18 protein-coding genes are annotated in these 19540 nt (G+C 58.2%); 11 read left to right on the forward strand and 7 right to left on the reverse strand.

Annotated features, from left to right (window positions below):
• Positions 1–11 precede the first annotated feature (11 nt).
• The 6 genes from F757_RS0108650 to F757_RS0108675 form a co-directional block, all read right to left on the reverse strand.
• Complete coding sequence (locus F757_RS0108650; protein WP_027211052.1) at positions 12–1073, reverse strand: maleylacetate reductase; 1062 nt, start codon at positions 1071–1073, stop codon at positions 12–14.
• Between the two features lie 106 nt (positions 1074–1179).
• Complete coding sequence (locus F757_RS0108655) at positions 1180–2070, reverse strand: sugar phosphate isomerase/epimerase family protein (RefSeq protein ID WP_027211053.1); 891 nt, start codon at positions 2068–2070, stop codon at positions 1180–1182.
• A 31-nt stretch (positions 2071–2101) separates the two neighbouring features.
• Positions 2102–3454, reverse strand: coding sequence for an amidohydrolase family protein (locus tag F757_RS0108660; RefSeq protein ID WP_156923568.1), 1353 nt, complete (start codon positions 3452–3454; stop codon positions 2102–2104).
• 80 nt (positions 3455–3534) lie between these two features.
• On the reverse strand, positions 3535–4113 hold the full coding sequence (locus F757_RS0108665) for an NADPH-dependent FMN reductase (RefSeq protein ID WP_027211055.1): 579 nt from the start codon (positions 4111–4113) through the stop codon (positions 3535–3537).
• 80 nt (positions 4114–4193) lie between these two features.
• A complete protein-coding gene (locus F757_RS33210) occupies positions 4194–4574 on the reverse strand; it encodes a Dabb family protein (protein WP_051376719.1) in 381 nt (126 codons plus the stop codon).
• A complete protein-coding gene (locus tag F757_RS0108675) occupies positions 4571–5455 on the reverse strand; it encodes an intradiol ring-cleavage dioxygenase (protein WP_027211056.1) in 885 nt (294 codons plus the stop codon). Before F757_RS0108675 ends, F757_RS33210 begins: the two co-directional genes overlap by 4 nt.
• Before the next feature lie 110 nt (positions 5456–5565).
• Here F757_RS0108675 and F757_RS0108680 point away from each other — a divergent pair, with 110 nt between their 5' ends.
• From F757_RS0108680 to F757_RS0108735, 10 genes are all read left to right on the forward strand, one after another.
• Complete coding sequence (locus tag F757_RS0108680; protein WP_025597372.1) at positions 5566–6486, forward strand: LysR family transcriptional regulator; 921 nt, start codon at positions 5566–5568, stop codon at positions 6484–6486.
• Positions 6487–6792: 306 nt separating this feature from the next.
• Positions 6793–7509, forward strand: coding sequence for an SDR family NAD(P)-dependent oxidoreductase (locus F757_RS0108685; RefSeq protein WP_027211057.1), 717 nt, complete (start codon positions 6793–6795; stop codon positions 7507–7509).
• A 147-nt stretch (positions 7510–7656) separates the two neighbouring features.
• Positions 7657–8820 (forward strand): Gfo/Idh/MocA family protein, encoded by a 1164-nt coding sequence (locus tag F757_RS0108690; protein WP_027211058.1) that lies wholly within the window; start codon positions 7657–7659, stop codon positions 8818–8820.
• Positions 8821–9033: 213 nt separating this feature from the next.
• Positions 9034–9957: an ABC transporter substrate-binding protein gene (locus F757_RS0108695; protein ID WP_027211059.1), complete on the forward strand. Its 924-nt coding sequence runs from the start codon at positions 9034–9036 to the stop codon at positions 9955–9957.
• A gap of 93 nt (positions 9958–10050) precedes the next feature.
• Complete coding sequence (locus F757_RS0108700; RefSeq protein WP_027211060.1) at positions 10051–11592, forward strand: sugar ABC transporter ATP-binding protein; 1542 nt, start codon at positions 10051–10053, stop codon at positions 11590–11592.
• An 81-nt stretch (positions 11593–11673) separates the two neighbouring features.
• Positions 11674–12636 (forward strand): ABC transporter permease subunit, encoded by a 963-nt coding sequence (locus F757_RS0108705; RefSeq protein ID WP_232221382.1) that lies wholly within the window; start codon positions 11674–11676, stop codon positions 12634–12636.
• Between the two features lie 307 nt (positions 12637–12943).
• Positions 12944–14128, forward strand: a complete 1185-nt coding sequence (locus F757_RS0108710; RefSeq protein WP_027211062.1) for a porin — start codon at positions 12944–12946, stop codon at positions 14126–14128.
• Complete coding sequence (locus F757_RS36490) at positions 14079–14591, forward strand: DUF4148 domain-containing protein (protein WP_232221376.1); 513 nt, start codon at positions 14079–14081, stop codon at positions 14589–14591. Before F757_RS0108710 ends, F757_RS36490 begins: the two co-directional genes overlap by 50 nt.
• Positions 14592–15197: 606 nt before the next feature.
• Positions 15198–15551: a helix-turn-helix transcriptional regulator gene (locus F757_RS33220; protein WP_232221377.1), complete on the forward strand. Its 354-nt coding sequence runs from the start codon at positions 15198–15200 to the stop codon at positions 15549–15551.
• 415 nt (positions 15552–15966) lie between these two features.
• Positions 15967–17106 carry a porin gene (locus F757_RS0108735; RefSeq protein WP_232221378.1) on the forward strand — a complete coding sequence of 380 codons (1140 nt, stop codon included), beginning with the start codon at positions 15967–15969 and terminating at the stop codon, positions 17104–17106.
• Positions 17107–17251: 145 nt separating this feature from the next.
• Here F757_RS0108735 and F757_RS0108740 read toward each other — a convergent pair whose 3' ends face one another.
• Positions 17252–18268 (reverse strand): ABC transporter substrate-binding protein, encoded by a 1017-nt coding sequence (locus F757_RS0108740; protein WP_027211066.1) that lies wholly within the window; start codon positions 18266–18268, stop codon positions 17252–17254.
• Positions 18269–18438: 170 nt separating this feature from the next.
• Here F757_RS0108740 and F757_RS0108745 point away from each other — a divergent pair, with 170 nt between their 5' ends.
• Positions 18439–19404 carry a LysR substrate-binding domain-containing protein gene (locus F757_RS0108745; RefSeq protein ID WP_027211067.1) on the forward strand — a complete coding sequence of 322 codons (966 nt, stop codon included), beginning with the start codon at positions 18439–18441 and terminating at the stop codon, positions 19402–19404.
• Positions 19405–19540: the final 136 nt, after the last annotated feature.

The raw sequence follows: 19540 nt of genomic DNA on the forward strand, positions 1-19540 counted from the left end.
AAAGGCTGCAATCACATGCGGGGCGGGTTTCCGTTCCAGGCGTCTTGCAGCAGAGAGCGAAGCGGCTCGCACTCTATCGGGCGTGGATTCCAATAAGGGTTTGCGAGTGCGATATCGCATGCACGGTCGAGATCGGATTCCTGCATTCCAACCTCGCGCAACCCCGACGGAATGTTGAGTTCGCGACCAAGCTCGAAGACGCCAAGCGCTGCGCTTTCACTTCCTAGTGCTCGCGCGATTCGCAACATGGCATCGGGTGCCGCGTCACTGTTGTACGCCAACGCGTGGGGCAAGACGATAGCGTGCGTTTCCGCGTGTGGGAGATTGAAGCTTCCTCCCAGGGTGTGGCAGAGCTTGTGATGAAGAGCCATTCCGACGTGGCCCAGTACACTGCCGCACATCCATGCGCCGTAAAGACACTCGCCCCGCGCCGAGATGTTCCGCGGATCCGCTTTGATGCCCCTCAGGCCGGCTGCCATCGCGCGTATTCCGTCCTCGGCCATCAGCGACATGACGGGATTACCGTCGCGGGCATACAGCCCTTCCGCAGCATGCGCAATGGCATTCAGGCCGCTTACGAAGGACAGCCCGAGCGGCAGGCTCGACGACAGGATGGGATCGTAGATAACAGTCTTGGGCAGCACACGCTGGTCCCGTCCGGTACGCTTCAATCCATTCTCAGTGAGGCCGTAGATCGGCGTCATCTCCGAGCCAGCATACGTCGTCGGAATTGCGATGATCGGCAAGCTGGATTCCAGTGCGATGGCTTTACCCAGGCCGACGGTGGATCCTCCGCCTATCGCCACTGCGCAATCGGCGCCAACGTTTCGTGCATGGTCACGGGCACGTCTTGCTGTTTCAACCGGGACGTGCATCTTTGCTTCTGCAAAGACACCCGCACTGAGCGGTCCCAGCAGATCGGAAACCTCCGTTGCTTGTGCCACCTGCTCCGGCGTGCAAAGAACCAGTGCCTTTTTTGCTCCGAGCGCGTGAACTTCTTCATTGACGCGGGCGAGTACGCCGGCGCCGAAGATCACTTTCGAAGGCTGCGAGGTATAAACAAAATCGTGCATTGAAGCATCCTTACCAGTCGTAGTGCGCGGTTGATGTCGAGCGAGCTTCGAGAGGCCACCAATCTCGAACATCAGTACCTGCGATCTGCTCATGCCCGGCTATCTATCAAGCACTGGCTTTGCGTTGCCGTGCTTCAACGTTGTGGAACTGCTGCATGGTCGTGTCGAACGACCTAGTCGCCATTTCTTGCAGCGGAAGCTTGCGATATTCGGTCGAGATGATCTCCACGCCGTACCACTCGCCGTTAAATCCGGCGCTCTGGACCGCCTCAATGAACCCCGGACAATCGAACTCGCCCTCGCCACAAAGCTTGCGGCGGAAGACAGTATCTTCCAGCAACGATCCTTCGATGGTCGAGCTGGCGTCGTCGAGTTCGACCGCCTTGATGAACTGCGGAGGGACTTTCGCGATTTCGCTGAAGTCGATTCCGCCGCGAACCATGTGCCAGATATCCAGGAGGAGGCCACCGTTCTGCTGGTTAGCTTGCTGAACGATCGCGAGACCATCTTCAAGCGATTTGACGATTGAGAACGGCATGACTTCAATCGACACGTTCGAACCAACCTCGGCCGCTTCCTGACACAGAGTTGCGAATTCATCCGCCATCCGGGCGAAGTCGGGCGTTCGCTGATCCAGCGCGCTCGCAGCAATCTTCACGTTCTTCATGCCAAACTTCGCGCCTAGTTCGAGGATCACGCGGCGAGCACGATCCGACACCTGGCGCTCGGGACCGTCCAGATACCAGTCAACGAGGAACTCGAGTTCGAAGTGTTTGATGCCGTTGTCTTCCAGGATGTGTTTGACAGTGTCTGCGCCTACCTTGTCGATGGTCGCCACCAGGTCCTCATGGATCACACCAATGCCCCGCCAACCGGCTTTTGCTGCCGCTTCGACGCGCGCCTGTAACGAATAAGGACTGATAGAAGGCTGGAGCGGATCCACGTCTCCGGCGAGAGTCCAGTACGCGGCCAGCAGGTCAATGTCAGGTGTGCTCAATTGGTGTACTCCAAAAGCAGGATTCGAATTTTTAGGCAGGAACCAGCGCTGCAAAGCGCTCGCTGATACGGTGGCCCGATGCATCCAGCTCGTCGAGCCGTTGCTCCAGATGCTCGTAGAGTAGTTTTCCGTCGCGCTTTTTGAATTCGCCGGCGACCAACACAGTGTCGACGTTTGCTGCACTTCCCTGCATCAGTACTGCCGAAACAGGATCGTGCACTGGTCGCATACTCAATCCGTCTGCGCGGATCAAAACGACATCGGCTTGTTTTCCCGGCGTCAGCGACCCGACGCGGTCCTGAAGGCCCAGTGCCTCCGCACCGCGGATCGTTATCCAACTGAGAGCATCAGAGGTGGATATCGTGGAATGAGCGGGCAACTGTCCGGTTTCGGCCCGAGCTTGCGCGTTGTCCAACGCGCGCTGCGAAGCCAATGCGACGCGCGCAACGGTGAACATATCGCCTGCGATGGCCGACTCGAGGTCGACTCCCAGGGAAGGCGCGCTGCCCGCATCGCGCAAACGCCCAGTAATCGGATGGCCGTGTCCCTGTGTCATTTCGGTCTCGGGCGCCACAGAAAATGTGACGCCGCGATTGATCATCATCCGGAGCTGTGCGTCAGTCAGATTGTTACCGTGCACGATGTTGGTGGTCGGGCCGAGAAGACTAGCCTCAGCCAGACGTTCCCAACCGTCCGGTGTCTTCGGTTCGAGACCCGCGCAGTGCATGCTGGCGATGAGTTCGAATTCGGCCGCCAGTTGAAAATCATGCTCGGACACCTCATACGTCGAGTAATGAGGCCCGAGAATCGCCATCCCGAGCGTGACTCTCGCGTCGCGGCTCGCAAATCTGTTCTTCAGCAAGCGCTCGATTTCGCCGCGAGGGTGAGGAATCTCACTGAAGTGCTTCTGTCCGGGCTTAGGATCTGGCTTTGGAGAGCCGTGAAAATAGACCGCACGGATTCCTGATTCGAGCAGCCCGTCGATCGCACGATCCGTGTGGTCGGGCGTCGGATTGTTGTGGCACCAGTCGCCGAGCGTTGTCGTTCCCAGGTTCAGCTGGTTAAGCGCGCCCACCAGCGTACCGATGTGAAGGTCATCCGGGTTGAAACATGTCGCGAGTCCCGCATGAACGCTACGGAAGTAGGTAGGCAATGTCCAGTTCGCCGTCACGCCGCGAAGGGCGGTCTGCCACGTGTGCATGTGCGCGTTGATGAGGCCCGGAATGACGATGCAACCGGACGCATCGAGCTGTTCCGCATCGTGTGCCTGAACCTCCGGTCCGATGTAGACAATGCGATCGTCCTCGATCAATATGTTGAAGCGGCCATTGCCGATGACCGGATCCATCGTGATTACGTGACCTCCTGTAATCAGCAGTTTCATCAACGCGTCTCCTCTGTTATGGATGGGATACATACTCGTCGAGGTCAAGCATGCAATCTTGCCTCGACGCTATTACCAAATTACTTGTTCAGAAGTTTGCGCTGCTGGGCGAAAAGCGCAAAGGCCTTCAACTGGGCGGAGATGATCTCGCGCGTCTGCGGGTCGGTGATGGTCCTACCCTCGACGTCAACCTTGCTCGCAGCGCCGCCAACCATCACTTCGGGCTTGTTGAGCACCTGCGCATCGAGGAACACCATGCTTTGACGCAGATGATATTGCGCACGGGCACCACCGAAGATGCCGGGCGATGCAGACTGGATCGCTACGGGCTTGCCAACAAAAGGAGGTGTCGGGAGGCGAGAAAGCCAGTCCAGCGCATTTTTAAGGACACCCGGAACGGAGTAGTTGTACTCGGGCGTAACGATGATGACGCCGTCGGCCTCGCTGATTGCATTGCCCAGGTCGAGCACCGCTTGCGGAAAGCCTTCGGCCTGGACATCCGCGTCATAGTGCGGGAGCAGCCCAACCGAGGGCAGCTTCGTCACGCGCACGTTTTCCGGCGCTAGTGCCTGCAGCGAGTCTGCGATAGCCGCATGGAAGGAGAGACGACGCAGGCTGCCGACGAGCGTTACGAGATGCAGCGAATTTTGATCAGACATGAGATTTCCTTTTGAAAGTGGTTTTGCGACGACCGAAAGGCCATCTAATTAAGATTCGTTTCAATGTTCTGCGTCGCCGTTCAAGCACGCACCTGGCGCAACTCACGACCTGCTGCGATCGTGTCTCGTGCTTCAGAGTCGGCCTGCTGGTCGATCTGATAATCGACTTCGTAGTCCACCTGGAAGCGCGCCGTTCGGATGTCGCCGAGCCTTTCGCGCACTCGCAGGTGCTCCGGGTGCGTCGCGTACCCGTCGAGTGCGGCCTGTGAGTCGAACTCCGTGATCAGGACGACATCGCAGGCATAATCGACCGCGCTCGAATCCAGCCCCACTTCAAGCTTAAGCATGCCGGGGATGACGCCTCGCAGTCCTTCGAAACTCTCCTTGACGAGTCGGCGGGCTTCCTGACGTGCGCCCGGCGTCTCGCCACGGACTCGCCACATGACGATATGTCGGATCATGCAGGAACCTCCTCGGGATTCAGGACGAAGTCGTACTTGAGCGAATAGAACGGCGTTTCCATTTTTGAACCGTCTGGAGCAACGCCGCTATCGTGCTTGACCCATTTGGTGATCAGCGTTGACCGGACCCCGAAAACCGCGTCGGAATCGAGATACTGGTCTCCGTCGCGAAACACATGCGTAATCAGCGTCTCGTATCCGGGCACCTTGATCATGAAGTGCAGGTGAGCCGGACGCCAGGGATGACGGCCGAGCGCTTCCAGCATTCGTCCCACAGGCCCGTCGTGAGGAATCGGATAGGCCTCGGCGAGAATGGAACGGAAATGGAACCGGCCGTCGCGATCGCTGTGCAGTCTGCCGCGCGCCTGATGGACTGAGGAATTCGCATTTTCGGACGACTTCTGCACGTCGTAGAATCCGTCCTCGTCGGATTGCCACACGTCGATCTGCGCACCGGCCAGCGGCCTGCCATCGAGGCCTCGAACCTGGCCGCTGACAAAGCAGGGCTCACCGCGCGCGCCATTCGCGATGTCTGCGCCATTCTCATACTCCGGCGCTCCCTCGACGTAGAAGGGACCGAACACAGTCGCCTCCGTGCATTCGGTCGGCTTCTTGTTGTTCTGAGCCATCACAAGCATCGAAAGCCCGAGCGTGTCCGACAGGAGAATGAACTCCTGGCGCTTGTCGTCAGTGATATGGCCGCACTCGGTCAAAAACTGGATGGCCTTGAACCACTCTGCCTCGGTCAGTTTCACCTCTCGGGCGAAGCTATGAAGATGCTGCACCAGGCTGGTGAAGATCGTACGAAGCCTGCCGTCGCAGCGTTCGTCCATCGACGCCAGTACCGCCTGCGTGATGGTGTCCTCATTGATGTTGCGCATCGCTGTGTCTCCTAGTGCGCGTGTACGAGACGACAGGGTAATAGCCCCGTAAGAGGAAAAAAATGCGCTATAGTGAAATGACATTTCCGCTAGGTGGATGAATCGCGCGCATGGACCGCTGGACCCAGATCGAACTTTTTGTGCTGACGGCTGAACTCGGTAGCTTGTCCAAAGCCGCTGAACAACTCGATATGTCCAACGCGGCAGCGAGCCGCACGCTGAGCGCGCTCGAGGAGCGGCTGGGTACCCGCCTCATTGAGCGCACGACGCGCAGGCAATGGCTCACGGATGCGGGCGAGGCATACCGGCGCAGCTGCGTTGCCGTCCTCTCCGAGATGGCCGAAGCCGAGGCTGCGGCAAGCGACGCAACTTTGCGCCCGACAGGAGTCTTGCGAGTGACGAGTTCAGTCTCGTTCGCAACGCTGCACATTGCTCCATTTCTGACTGAGTTCAACCGACGGTATCCGAGCATTTCCGTGCAGGTCATAGCCGCGAACCGCTACCCTGACTTCATTGAAGCCGGAATCGACATTGCTATTCGCACGCGTGAGCACGAAGGCGATTCGGGAATTACGGTCCGTAAGCTGGCGGATACCTCTCGCATCCTCGCAGCGTCACCTGCCTATCTCAACGAGTACGGCCGACCCGCCCGACCTGAGGATTTGGGCCAGCATCGCATGCTGGTCTACAACCTTGCTGTCGATCCATATCTTCTTCACTTTCGGCGCGGCGAGGAGACGTGCGACGTTCCGATCACCAGTGTGCTGGATTCCAATGAAGGTCAGGTCATCGTCGCTGCAGGGCGATCTGGCTTGGGAATAGTGATTCAGCCGCTCTATATTATTCATGACGACATCGTCGCTGGACGTCTCGTGCCCGTCCTCGAGGATTGGCAGTTGCCCCGCCTCACCATCAATCTCGCCTATCAAAGTCGCCGCTATCAGCCCGCCAAGATAAGGGTCTTCACTGAATTCCTGATCGAATGGACGGAACGACGACAACTTGCCGCAAAGTGGCGAGCTGTTCGATAGAAAGCGCGATCAGGCTCCCTAAGCGGACCCTCTTGGCCAGCTGGCTCGGGGAAGTACCGATGGACTTTTCCTGGCGACGTACCCTCTCGAAAGATATTTCCGCTAGCTGGAAATATGATTTCGCGGAGGCGCATATTTCTTTGAGACGCGTTCGAATAGTCTACAGCCATGTCGGAAGTTGCAACGCAGTGTTGCAGTGACGACAACCAAGCGGTTCGGTCCCACGAGGAAGAGCATGAAGCCGAAGGTCCGCCCAGGACCCACGAACGCCGAACCGCGAAAGCAAATATAGACAGGAGATACAAATTGAACCGACTCAAAGACAAAGTCGCTTTGATCACCGGGGCCGCACAGGGCATCGGTTTGACCGTGGCGCAAACCTTCGCACGCGAGGGCGCGACGGTTATCGCGGCTGACATCAAGGCGAGTGACTCAAAAGAGTTCGACGTTCAGCAACTCGATGTTTCGTCCCCGGTGGATTGGTCACGTGTAGTGGAATCGGTAATCGCTAAACACGGGCGCATCGATGTACTCGTCAACAACGCGGGCATCGTCTACTGCTATGAAACGTTGGATGGCACAGACCTGGACAGCTGGCAGAAAGTGCTCTCTGTCAATCTCACGGGCAGTTTCCTCGGAATCCAGGCTGTGTTGCCGTCGATGCGCGGTATGCGCAAGGGTTCGATCATCAATTTCTCGTCGATGTGGGGCATCGTGGGCACTGCCGGCGCTGCAGCATACGCGGCAGCAAAAGGCGGCGTGCGCAACATGACCAAAAACGCGGCCGTAACGTATGCGCCCGAGAACATCCGGGTGAATTCGGTCCACCCGGGATTGATCAGAACGCCGCTCGTGACGAGCCAGCCCGACGACCTGAACGCAGAGATTATTGCCAAAACGCCGATGGGACGCATGGGCACCCCCGAGGAAGTCGCGAACGTGTGCCTATTTCTCGCCAGTGACGAATCCTCATTTATGACAGGTGCCGAACTCGTGATCGACGGCGGGTATCTGGCCCAGTGAGCGCCCGCGAAAGTACGCGTTGAGCCGCCGCCTCACAGTGTCAGAAACCGAAGTGCTTCTATCGACGTCGACCTGTGCTTCTTTGCACGGTTGGCAAAACTTTAAACAGCCTCAGGTGATTCTGCAGGCACAAAGCAGGTGAAACGCATGTCTACTGACCTTCTTTCTCAATTCGGCCGACGCGTGCGAGTGGGCCTTGTCGGCGGCGGAAAAGATTCCGTCATCGGTCGCACTCATCTTGTCGCCATGCGAACCGACGGGCTCTACGACGTTGTGGCTGGCGCGATGTCGATTGACCCTGAGATTGCGAAAGCATCAGCGCGGGCCGAGTTGATCGATGATGACCGTGCCTACACCGACTTCCGTGTGATGGCGGAACGCGAAGCGGCACGTGAAGACCGTATCGACGCAGTTGTGATTGCGACGCCCCCGCAGTTGCACTACGAGGTAGCACGCGTCTTCATGGAAAAAGGAATCGACGTCATCTGCGAGAAGCCGCTGACCCGTGACCTCGCGGAGGCTCAACGCCTGAACGATCTCGTCAAGCAGCATGATCGGTTATTTCTTCTCACCCATTGCTATACCGGCTACCCGATGGTGCGCGAAGCGCGCGCGATGGTAGCGTCGGGGGCACTTGGCAAAATCCAGTGCATTGAAGGCGAACTGTGCGCCGGGTTCGTAGTTGATCCGCAGAATCCCGATCGCCATTGGCGCTTCCGCGAATCGTCGATGGGCAAGGGCGTTCTCCTCGGTGAAGTCGGCTCTCACGCTCATCACATCGTTTCGTACATCACAGGGCTTCGCGTCGAGCAAGTGTCCGCCGAAATGACCACGTTCGCTGAAGGGCGCGAAGTGTATGACAACGCCTACCTGACGGCACGCTTCGAAGGCGGTGCTCGCGGCCGCCTCTGGGGCAGTTACGTCGCGACCGGCAACGATCACGGTCTGTCCTTCCGCATCTTTGGCGAGAAAGGCAGCCTCACGTGGGTCCAGGAAGAACCGGAAGTCCTCTGGTTCAAACCGCCGGGTGCGCCCGCCCAACGTCTGGCTCGCGGCTACGCAACTCTCTCGCCGCAGGCCGCTGCTGCGACGCGCTTCACAGCCGGACATCCCGAAGGATACGCCCTCGCTTTCGCGAATCTCTATTCTGATTTTGCAAAGGCTTTGATGGCTAAGCGTCTTGAGTTGCCGTATCAGTCATACCTCGACGGCATTCCGGGCATTGCGGATGGCGTAGACACGATGTCGTTGATCGACGCGGCTGTCCGGTCCGCTGAGCAAGACGGCGCCTGGACAACGCTCACCCGGTGATCGAGGAAGCAGGAAGCCGGTGACAGAAAAGCCGGCTTCGGATTCAACAGTCACCGTCCGGACTCAGCCTGACAAGATTAGGTTTGCTTAGTGTGTGACAAATGTCAGGAGATTTAACCTGCCGGGAGGCAGCTCTCTCCTGACTTCGATCCTAAAGCGTCGCTCTTTGCGACGCCTTGGTCATAGTTTTTTAAATCATAATCGGAGACAATCATGTTCAAGAAAATCTTGCTCGGACTTGCAGCTGGCAGCTTCCTGGCGAACGCTGTGTCGGCCAAGGACGTCAACTCGGTAGGAGTTGCAATCTATTCGCTCGGTGATCCCTTTCAGACCGCAATCTCCAAAGGCGTTACTGACCGGGCGAAGCAGAACAATCCGAACGCCAAGGTCATGACGGTCGCGTCGGACTACGACCTGAACAAACAATTCGCCCAGGTCGACAATTTCATCTCCGCCAAGACCGACCTGATCATTCTGACCGCAGATGACCCGAAGGCGATTCTTCCGGCAATCAAACGTGCCGAGGCAGCCGGCATTCCTGTGATCGCTGTGGACGTGTCGGCCGACGGCGCAGCAGCCACCGTGCAGACGAATAACTTCAAGGCCGGCGAGATGGCATGCCAGTATCTGTCCGACAAACTGGGCGGAAAAGGCAAGGTCGTCATCCTGAACGGACCGTCCGTGTCATCGATCCAGGACCGCGTCAAGGGCTGCCAGTCGGTCCTAAGCAAGGGCAAGTTCGAGATCCTCTCTGACAACCAGAACGCAAAGGCGACGCGTGAAGGTGGTCTGACGGTTATGCAATCGCTGTTGACGCGCTTTCCGAAGGTCGATGGCGTCTTCACGGTCTGTGATCAGGAAGCCATCGGGGCAGATCTGGCGGCCAAACAGTTCAATCGGAAGGACTTCATGATCGTCAGCGTCGACGGCTCGCCTGAGGTGACCTCGCTTCTGAAAGCTCCCTCGGCGATTCAGGGGACGGTTGCTCAAAGTCCGTATTCGATGGCGCAGACGGCATTCGATATCGGCAACGACATGCTGTCGAAAGGAAAGAAGCCTGCGAACCCCGTGATTCTGCTTGATCCGAAACTGGTCACGCGTGACAACGTTACGTCGTACAAGGGCTGGGGTGGTTAATCTGACCACTATCAATGCAGCGTAGATCTCGCTGCATTGGGGCGCGCACCGGCGTTCGCGTGCGCGCCTGCGAGCAACACAAATGGAGATATCATGCCTACCGAGAATCGGTTTCCTCTGCTCGAAATGCGCAACGTTAGTAAGACGTTCGTCGGCACCAAGGCGCTTGATAACGTCGAACTGCGCGCGTGGGGCGGTGAAGTGCTCGCTCTCATGGGAGAGAACGGCGCCGGCAAGTCGACGTTGATGAAAATTCTGTCTGGCGCCTATGAGGCCGATCCGGGTAGTGAGATCCTGATCGATGGCAAGCCGGTGACGATTGGAGATCCGGTGGAGGCAAAGAAACACGGAGTTTCGATCATCTACCAGGAACTGAGCCTCGCGCCGAATCTCTCCGTCGCCGAAAACATCTATCTGGGGCGGGAAGTCTCCGTTCGCGGAGTGGCTAATCGGCAGGCAATGTACGCGGGCTGTCGTGAAGTACTCGAACGCCTCGACGTTCCTTTCACTGCCCGTACGATCGTCGGGACGCTTTCCATCGCAGAGCAGCAACTGGTCGAGATCGGCAGGGCGTTGCACGCGAAGTCGAGGATTCTGGTCCTTGATGAGCCGACCACGGCTTTATCGTCGCGGGAAAGCGAGCGGCTGTTTGCGTTGATCCGGCAATTGCGCTCCGAAGGTATTGCCATCATTTACATCAGTCACCGGATGGAAGAGGTCTATGACCTGTCCGACCGTGTATCTGTGCTGCGGGACGGGCGCTATGTAGGAACGATTGACCGTGCCGAGCTATCGGCTCAGGCGATCGTCAAGATGATGGTTGGCCGGGACCTGTCGACCTTCTATATGAAGGAACATGATGCCGGTGGCAGCCGTGGCCCTGTCATCTTTGAAGCAAAGGACATTTCCGATGGCGACAAAATCAAACCGTGCAGTTTTCAACTCCATCAAGGTGAGGTGCTGGGAATTGCCGGACTGGTCGGGTCGGGACGGACAGAACTCGCCCGGCTGATATACGGCGCCGACGAGAAGGCGAGCGGAAAGGTTTTTATAAACGGTCAGGAAGTGAGCATTCGTCAACCGTCCGACGCCATCAAGCACGGACTGGCGTACTTGACGGAAGATCGCAAGGCACTGGGCCTTTTTCTCGACATGTCGTGCGCGGAGAACATTAATCTGGGCGTCATTCTTCGGGACGCACGCCCAGGCGGCTTTCTCAATCTGTCGAAAGGAAGAAAGCGCGCGAACTCGGCCTTCGAGCAACTTCGTGTCCGGGCAGCAAGCCCTCTGGTCAACGTTGGAAGCCTCTCAGGGGGAAACCAGCAAAAAGTGCTGCTATCGCGCTGGCTTCAGATCGGGCCGAAGGTGCTGATTCTCGACGAGCCTACGCGCGGTGTGGACATTGGCGCTAAGTCCGAAATCTATCGGCTCATCGACGACCTGGCGCGTCAAGGAATTGGTGTCGTCGTGATTTCGAGCGAACTGGCAGAAATCATTGGGGTCTGCGACCGCACGCTCGTGATGCGCGGAGGCCATATCGTCGGCGAAGTCGGCGGCCCAAACAACGACGCAATTACCCAGGAAAACATCATGGCTCTCGCGGCAGGAGCGGATGCAACCCTCGATGCCGCCTGAAACACAGATTTGGAGACAATCATGATCAAATCAACGCTTCGTAGCCCTGTTGTAAAGGACAAGGCAACCGACGCAGTCGGGATGTCAGCGCACAAGGTGCACGTTCGCCGGCTGATCAGTTCGATCGGCATGCTGCCGGTGCTGATCATCCTTTGCTTCGCATTCAACTTCGCTACGCAAGGCACATTCTTCACCGGCCAAAACATTTCGATCGTCGCACAGCAGGCTGCTATCAACACAGTGTTGGCTGCAGGGATGACGTTCGTCATTCTGACGGGAGGCATCGACCTTTCGGTGGGCTCGATGCTGGCGACCGCGGCCATGACGTCGATGATCTGTTCTCTCGACCCCTCGTTCGGAGCGTTGGCCCTCCCGGTCGGACTTTTGACGGGTATTATTCTTGGCTCTATCAACGGCCTCCTCATCGCGTACCTGAGACTTCCGCCGTTTATCGTCACCCTCGGATCCCTTACCGCGGTGCGCGGACTTGCACGCTTGATTGGCAATGACGGCACGGTGATGAACCCGAACCTGAGTTTTGCGTGGATCGGCAATGCAAGCTTCCTCGGGGTTCCGGTTCTCGCAATCATCGCGCTTGCCGTTATTCTGATTTCGTGGGTCATTCTTCGCCGTACGGTGCTCGGGATCTGGATTTATGCCATGGGCGGCAATCCTGCGGCAGCGCGTCTTTCCGGCATCAAGGTCAGCCTGATCCTGCTGTTCGTCTATGCCGTGTCGGGGTTGCTTTCTGGTCTCGGCGGTGTGATGTCCGCAGCGCGGCTCTATGCTGCGAATGGCCTTCAGATCGGCTCTGGCTATGAACTCGACGCGATTGCAGCAGTCATTCTCGGCGGCACGAGCTTTGTAGGCGGTGTAGGTTCGATCTGGGGGACTTTGGTCGGTGCGTTGATCATTGCGGTACTTTCTAATGGCCTCGTCATTCTCGGCGTGTCCGACATCTGGCAGTTCATTATCAAAGGCCTCGTCATCATCGCTGCCGTGGCACTCGATCGTTTCCGTCGCAGCGGTGAGAATCGCACCTGATCAGTAATAACCGCAAGCGAAACGCGACATTAGTGGATTGGTCGCGTTTCGCCTTGCGTCCTAACGAAGCAGACTGAAATCTGACGCTGATGTACCTCAAGCGTCGGTATTCGCGCACGGTCCGGGCAGGTTGATTGCAACGGACCGGTGAGCGCCTTGTCATGCAGTCTCCTCGCTGATCCAGTTCAAGAGTCAACTCCAAGGTTACTTAGAAAGCAGGAATGCGAAGACGGACTACGAGATTTATTAGCAGTGCAAATCGAAAATAGATAAGTGGTCAACCATGTTTTGGAGATAGGAGAAGAAGATGAAGCGTATTATTTTGGGATCGCTGGTGATGGGCTTTGCAGCAGCTGCCAGCGCGCAAAGCAGCGTAACGCTGTACGGCCTGGTGGATAACGGTGTGCAGTTTGAGACCGGTTTGCCAAAAGGTCATCGCCTGGGGGCCGAGTCTGGCAATTGGGCTGAATCACGCTTCGGCCTGAAGGGACTGGAGGACATTGGCGGTGGCACGTTCGTGACTTTCCAACTCGAGTCCAGACTCAACACGCAGAACGGATCCTACTCGAATGGGGCGTTCTTCGAGGGTCAGGCGACCATCGGCATGAGTAATCCGACGTACGGGTCCATCCGGATGGGTAACTTCGGCGCTAGCGAGCTGCTTCAATACGCGGGTATTCTCGATCCTCAACAGACACAAAAATACTCGTTTGGCACGCTTGTGAGAGGGCGCATGTTCCCGCAGGCGGCCAACGGATTCGAGTATCTGTCTCCGAGCTTCGGGGGATTCACAGTACAAGGTCAGTACAATCTCACGAATTCGACGACGTGGAACTCTGGTAATCCGGGCAGCGCTCCGGGCCAACTGGGAACATCAACCGGACTCGGTAGTTCGCAGGGTCGCGACGACGGCATCAAACTGGAGTACAACGCACACAATCTCGACGTACAGGCGATCTACGATGAGATTCGTGATGGGAACGGGAAGTTCAGCAATGTCTATCTGGCCTCACGTTCCATCTTCGCTGGCGGTTCATACGTCTGGGGTCCAGTGACGGTCTTTCTGGGGTATCAGCACCTGAGCGCGCCAGACGCGTCTAACGCAGGCTTCTATGGAACGGCGAATGCGTCGGCGTTGCCCGCAGGCGTGTCGTTGCCGACGAAGGTTGACCATGAGTGGGTCGGCGCACGTTGGGCGGTGACACCAGCAACGTTTCTGACAGGTGCGGTGTACCACGCGAACGCGAACAACGGGAACGGAAATGCCACGCTGTACACGCTATCCGGTGCGTATCTGCTTTCGAAGCGCACTCGTCTATACACAGAACTGGGCTACCTTCATAACAGCTCGACGTCGAATCTCGGTCTCAATGGTGGGTTGTACGGGGCGAACACGAACAACGATCCGGTGAACGGTAATACATCCAGCACGAATCCGAACTATGGTCACAGCCAGTTCGGCGTTTTCGCAGGGATTGCAACGCAGTTCTAAGGTCGCGCAAGAACGGCGTCGAGACAGGTGGATCGCGCCGTCGCATTGGTGCAAAATCGGTGAAGATGAATCACCAACGCGCGCATGGATGGGATGCGCGGCGGATATCTTCCAGCAATCACTAAGTTTTTTGGAGACGGAAATGACTTGTACGCGAATCAAGGCGCTTGCCTTTGGCGTGACCTGTTCGTTGCTGATGCTTTCAGGTGCTCAAGCGCAACCTGCTAGCGATGAAGCCTCGACGATGGAGGGTGCGCGCAGTTCAAAGCAGGCGCAGAAAGCAACGAATAAGGCTGAACGGAAAGCGCGTCGCGAGAAGAAGAATGCTGAGCTGAACAAGCTTGAGAAGAACGGCTACAACCCTTCTGGGGATCAGCTCAGGTACCCGCAGAACGTACAGAACGCGGAGCAGAAGGCGCACCTCAAAGGCACTGGGGTGGCGGTACCGGCTTCGGCGCCTTGACGCTCAGTTCCGGCATCGTTAAAGCCGACGCGCGACTTGAATGCACTACAGCGATCGAGGAAATCTATGGCTTGGTGACAGAGGGCGCGTCGGGCGCCTGGATCTGGCAGATCAACGCATAAAACGACTTGAAGACGATGCAATGCCACTGCCGGCCGTACTCCACTTCGACAACGCGGGAGATCTTGGTACCGATGACAAGAACGCAGTCACAGACGTCTCGGTGCCGATGCACGAGTGAGCCGGCCTGCCGGATGTCGACCTACGAACACTGACTTGATCTGTGGTCGACACGCCATCCATCTATTGCAGAGCCAACGTCAAGTATCGTGACATCTGTTTCGTTACGGGCGATTGGCGAGCGACTAAAGCGAGGAGCTACTGCGCTGCGCACGGTTGCGTCGACCTCGACGAACGTGTTCCTTGCCCGAAGATGCTCATGCTTCTGCGCTTCTCCATACTGAGAACCGGGCTGACGCAGGCATTAGAGTTCGCGAAGAGGGCCTGCTGCGCTTGCTCGACGATCTGGCAGCGCTGCCGGTGCTCGGGCCGCTTGCCGAGTAGGAATCTCTCTATCGCCTGGTCGCTGGCCTTAACGGCACACGGATGCGCCACATTACCTCCAGCCAGGGTCGGGGGGCCCAGGTGGGTCGCGCCATTACCTGGATCGGGAAGAATTTTCGCGAACGGTTCAGCATTGAGCAGCTTGCAGCGGAAGCAGGCATGAGCCCATCGAGCCTTCACGAACACTTCCGCACCGTGACGGCGATTACACCACTGCAATTCCAGAAGCAGCTCAGGTTGCAGGACGCGCGCAGTCTGATGCTGGTCCATGGAATCGACGTCACGACTGCCGCCTTTCGCTTGGGTTACGAGAGCCCGTCGCAGTTTAGTCGAGAATATCGCCGCTATTTCGGTGAACCGCCGGCGCGCGACATAGCCCGCTTGCGCGCTTCCTGAGACCCAGCAGTCGCGCCGAACAGCTCTGGACGTCAAGCGACTCTCCGAACGCCGTGTCCTCATTGCTACCGTGGCGCATCGTCTCATTGCCCACGCGTATCGCCTTGGCGGAGCCGTCCGCCACGATCGTCACGTCTGTACCGCCGGGTACGCCGAGGATCACTATCAGCAATTGCGTTGCGGTGTCGCGTTCGCGGAGGGACGAGCCTTCAATGTGAACGCCGCCCCAGCCGGGAAACCGTTAACCATTCGCTCAAGCGTGACGCTCTTTTTCTCAATAGACCTGCTGCGGCGTACAGGCAAAATTTCATGGCGTTACAAATAAGTGAAAAGACGAGGTCCACACCGGAACGGCGCAGTTACCAGTCCGCTATCCGGCACATCCATCGTGGATCACACTCAGGAGACGGTGACGATGATGAAATACAGGACCGCAACAGTCGCTTGCGCGGCGTTGGTGTGCGTTGTGCCGAGGTTGGCGAAGGCTGGAGACGAAGGTGCGGCAGAAAGTCAGCCCGCAGGTGGCAGCATGGTCACCATGTATGGCCTGATCGATCAGGGTGTCGAGTACGTCAACAATGCGGCGAAGGGCAAAGACATCACCGATGCTTATCGCATGGGAGACGGGACAGCCACTTCCTATTTCGGAATTCGCGGCAGCGAGGATCTTGGTGGAGGCACCAAGGCGATCTTCGATCTGCAAGGGGGCTTCATGCCCGCCAACGGAACGTCCAGGCAAGGCGGGCGTCTCTTCGGGCGGCAATCCTACGTCGGTCTGGACGGAACATATGGGCGGCTTACATTTGGCCGCCAATACACAATGCGTTTCTTTGCCACCTCGTTTATCAATCCGTTCGGAACGGGCGCGCAAGGTCTTACCACGCTCGACAACGGCATCGCCAACGCGCGGGCGGATAACTCCGTCAGCTACCGCTATTTCCTCGGCTCTTTCGAGGCAGGCGTGAACTACAGCTTCGGTCGCGATGCCGTCGCCGGTAACAGCGCCGCCGCCTCGAATTGTCCCGGGCAGACGACCCCTTCGAACCAGTGCCGGGAATATTCGGCAATGCTCAAGTACGACCGACACACCTGGGGCCTGGCCACTTCCTATGAGCGAAATTACGGCGGCACCTCTGCGACGTTTGGCGGTCTTACGTCGCCGAAGCTTACGGACAGCCGATTCACGCTGGGAGGCTACTTCAAGATCAGCAAGGCCAAGGTTGGCGTGGGCTGGATCAGGCGGGACGACGAAGGTCTGTCCACGCCAAAGAGCAATCTGTTCTGGCTGACGGGCGTCGTGCCCGTGACGCCTTTCATTTATGTCGACGGCATGGTGGCGCATCTAAAGTACGATCACTCGCACGACAAGGCGCTGGTGCTCGTATTGCGCGGCGAATACATCCTTTCCAAGCGAACGTTTCTCTACCTCACGGGTGAGCACATTCACAACTACGGCAATCTCGCGCTTGGAGCGACGACGATCACGCCCGTTCCCACGCCGCCGGCTGGCGGCTCGCAGATCTCGATCATCGCGGGTATTCGGCATACGTTTTGACCTGGGCGCGACAGGCTGAAAGCGGCGAGGGAAGCGCACCCCGAAGGCTGGACACCGATCCGCCTTCGGGGTGTTCTGTTATGACACGAGCACGCAGGCGGGGCCCGCTTCGCCGAGATTACGGGTTTTCCCTGCTCCGACCGATTCAGCCGACTAGCTTCGCGGCAGCTTTCGCTGCGGACATGTCGGCGACTTCCTCGAAGGGCTGCTTGCGCTTCAGACTTCCGGCGCTGATGTACATATCCTGCAGATAACCGATATCGGCGTTCGTCAGCGAGAGGTCTTTCGAGTAGGGCCTTTGCGTCTCGTTGAAATGCCAGATTGCCTGCGCGGAAACCTCGTCGAAATGCTTCTGCACGCGCCTGCGTGCTTCGAAGAATGCATCGTGCGATGCAGGCGACATAAGGAACTCGTAAAGCGCACCATAGGCGGCCATGACCGCAACCATTGCCTGATGCTTGTCACGCAGCGCGGTATCGGCGGCATAGGCGGTCTGGAAAGTGCATCTGGGCAGCGCCTGCCAAAGGTTGGCGCCGTTGATCGCGACGAGTCCGCCCTGATCGTTCAGATGCGAGATGCTGGAACAGCAAGCGTGCGCCTCGCCCGTTGCGACCGCCTCATAGCATTGGTCGTTGCTGCCCTTATCGACGAAATCGACTTGCGAGGCGTCAAGTCCTTTTTCCTTCAGCAACTGGAGCATGAGTGTATGGAGCAAGCCGAGAGACGGACCCACCGCGACCGTCTTGCCCTCCAGGTCGGCGAGCGTTCTTACGGCATCGGGTCTGGCAAAGACCGTCAGCGCGCATTTTTTCATGCCCGCTCCGACGATCTTTACCTTCGCGCCTTGCGCGATGCGCGCTAACACCATGTTGTAGCCCGACACCATGCAAAGGTCCGCGGCGCCCGCGACGATCGCATCGAACGGGCCAGTTGCGCCGGGAATCTGCGCTATAGAGGCGTTCACCCCGTACCGCCTGAAATAGCCCATCTCGTCCATGAGGGCATTGAGTGTGGCATTTTCGAGCCCCGGGTTGCTGACAATGCGGATCGCGCTGGAGGCGCTGCGCGCGACATAAGGCGCGGCTACTACCCCTGTCGCGATGCTCACGCCAAGAAGGCCGGCGCGGCGCAGGAAGCGGCGACGGGTAAGGGTCTCGGTCATGTACTGTCTCGGTACGCCGGATTGACCGGCATGTTGTTATCAAACGATGCGCGTAAGGAGCGCAACCAGGCGTGGCCAGGCGCATCGCGATCGTGCCAGCCAACAGTGTCGTCGGGCAATTGAGTAAAATGGTCTAGGGCTTAACGAGTTGGTAAAAGGGGGCGCGCGACGTGTCAGAGCTTGACTGGTACCTTCAGATCAACCTGAAGGCGCGGCACATGCATCTCGTCGTGGCGATCGACACCTACCGCAATCTGACCCAGGTCGCGGACGTCACGCATGTCACCGTGCCTGCGGTGTCCAAGTCGCTTGCCGAACTCGAACGGGGCCTCGGACTCACGCTTTTCGCGCGCACGGCAAAAGGTCTCGTCCCGACACAGTACGGCGAGTGTCTGATTCGCCACGCGCGGGCGATGCTCACAGTCCTCCACCAGGCACGCGACGAACTGAAGGCGTTGAGTTCGGGAACCCAAGGCAAGATTCACATCGGCATGTTGCCCGCTTCGGCTTCCGTATTGGTGCCGCGGGCTCTGAGCCTTCTGAAGCAGCGCTCGCCTGGCACCAACGTCGTTGTCGTCGAAGGGACGACCGCCTCCCTATTGCCGGAGCTCTGGCAAGGTCGCCTCGATCTGGTCGTGGGCCGCCTTCCGCCGCCGGACACGCTCGGCAGTTTTGAAGAAAGAGAGTTGATCGAGGATCCAGTCACGCTCGTCGTGGGCCGTCATCATCCGCTGGTCCGCAAGAAAACTCTTAAATGGTCGGACCTGCATCCGTATCCGTGGATACTGCCGCCGCCCGGTTCGATACTGCGCGATCCGCTTGAGCGCGCACTCGAAGCGCACGACGTGCCTTTGACCAACAACTACATCGAAACACTTTCCATTCACGTGGTGCGTGCTCATTTGCAGGTCTCGGATTCCATCGCCGTGATGGCCGACACGCCGGCCAACGATCTCACGCAGCCGCTCCATACGCTTCCTCTCGGCCTTCCCCGGTTGCTGCGCCCCGCAGGCGTGTTATGGAACCGCAATCGCGGCCTCACACCTGGCGCGCAACTGATGGTTGCGTGCCTGGAGGAAGCGGCTCAACACCTCGCGAAAAAGAGCCAGGCTGCGCGCAAGGCGCTCGCGCCGTAAGCCGCCTGGCTTATCTCCCCGGCTCAGTCGACTCGCGTCCGTTCGTCGACGTCGTGTTAACCGTTCACTCAAGGTGAAAGCGGCTTTTCTCAATTGACCCCTGCCGGCGCGCTGGCAGAATCTCGGTGCGTTCACT

Source organism: Burkholderia sp. WSM2232 (assembly GCF_000472545.1).
Taxonomy (GTDB): domain Bacteria; phylum Pseudomonadota; class Gammaproteobacteria; order Burkholderiales; family Burkholderiaceae; genus Paraburkholderia.